2 pseudogenes are annotated in these 501 nt (G+C 65.3%); one reads left to right on the forward strand and one right to left on the reverse strand.

Going from position 1 to position 501, the window contains the following annotated elements:
• A pseudogene (locus tag MOV75_RS41610) lies at positions 1–189 on the forward strand (TetR/AcrR family transcriptional regulator); the annotation flags it as partial.
• 67 nt (positions 190–256) lie between these two features.
• Here the strand turns inward: MOV75_RS41610 and MOV75_RS41615 are convergent.
• Positions 257–501 (reverse strand): annotated as a pseudogene (locus MOV75_RS41615) (hypothetical protein); the annotation flags it as partial.

Raw genomic sequence — 501 nt, forward strand, 5'->3', positions numbered from 1 at the left:
GTGGACGCCGCGCGGCTCAAGCACGTGGCCGAGCTCTATCGCGCGACCGGGCTTGCGGCCGAGGAGGCCGAGGCGCAGGCCTTCCTGTTCTACTGCTTCATCTTCGGCCAGAGCCTCTTGTTCGTCGAGCGCGGCCCGCGCAAGCGGGCGCAGCTGGTGGCGAAATCGGCCGAAAAGCTGCTCGACTAGAGGATCGGCTTACGAGAAATGGCCGGAGCTCAGCTCCGGCCATCGCATGGTCGCGTTAGATCGGAGTTCAGGCGGCGCCCTTCAGCTTTTTGGTGCATTCGCTGTAATAGCCGCCGCCCTTCTGGATCCACTTCAAGCCGCCGTTGCCGTTGGTGGTCTTGTTGGCGTTGTACTGGTCGACACAGGTGTGCAGGCGGGCCTTGCCAGCGGTCTCCTTGGCATATTTCGGATCGACCGCGTTCGGATAGATCGCCGGACCGGCCGGCAGCGTCGGCGCGGCGGCGGGGGCTGCCTCCTTCTTCGCCTGCTTCG

This window comes from Bradyrhizobium sp. PRIMUS42 (genome assembly GCF_023006515.1).
Lineage (GTDB): Bacteria > Pseudomonadota > Alphaproteobacteria > Rhizobiales > Xanthobacteraceae > Bradyrhizobium.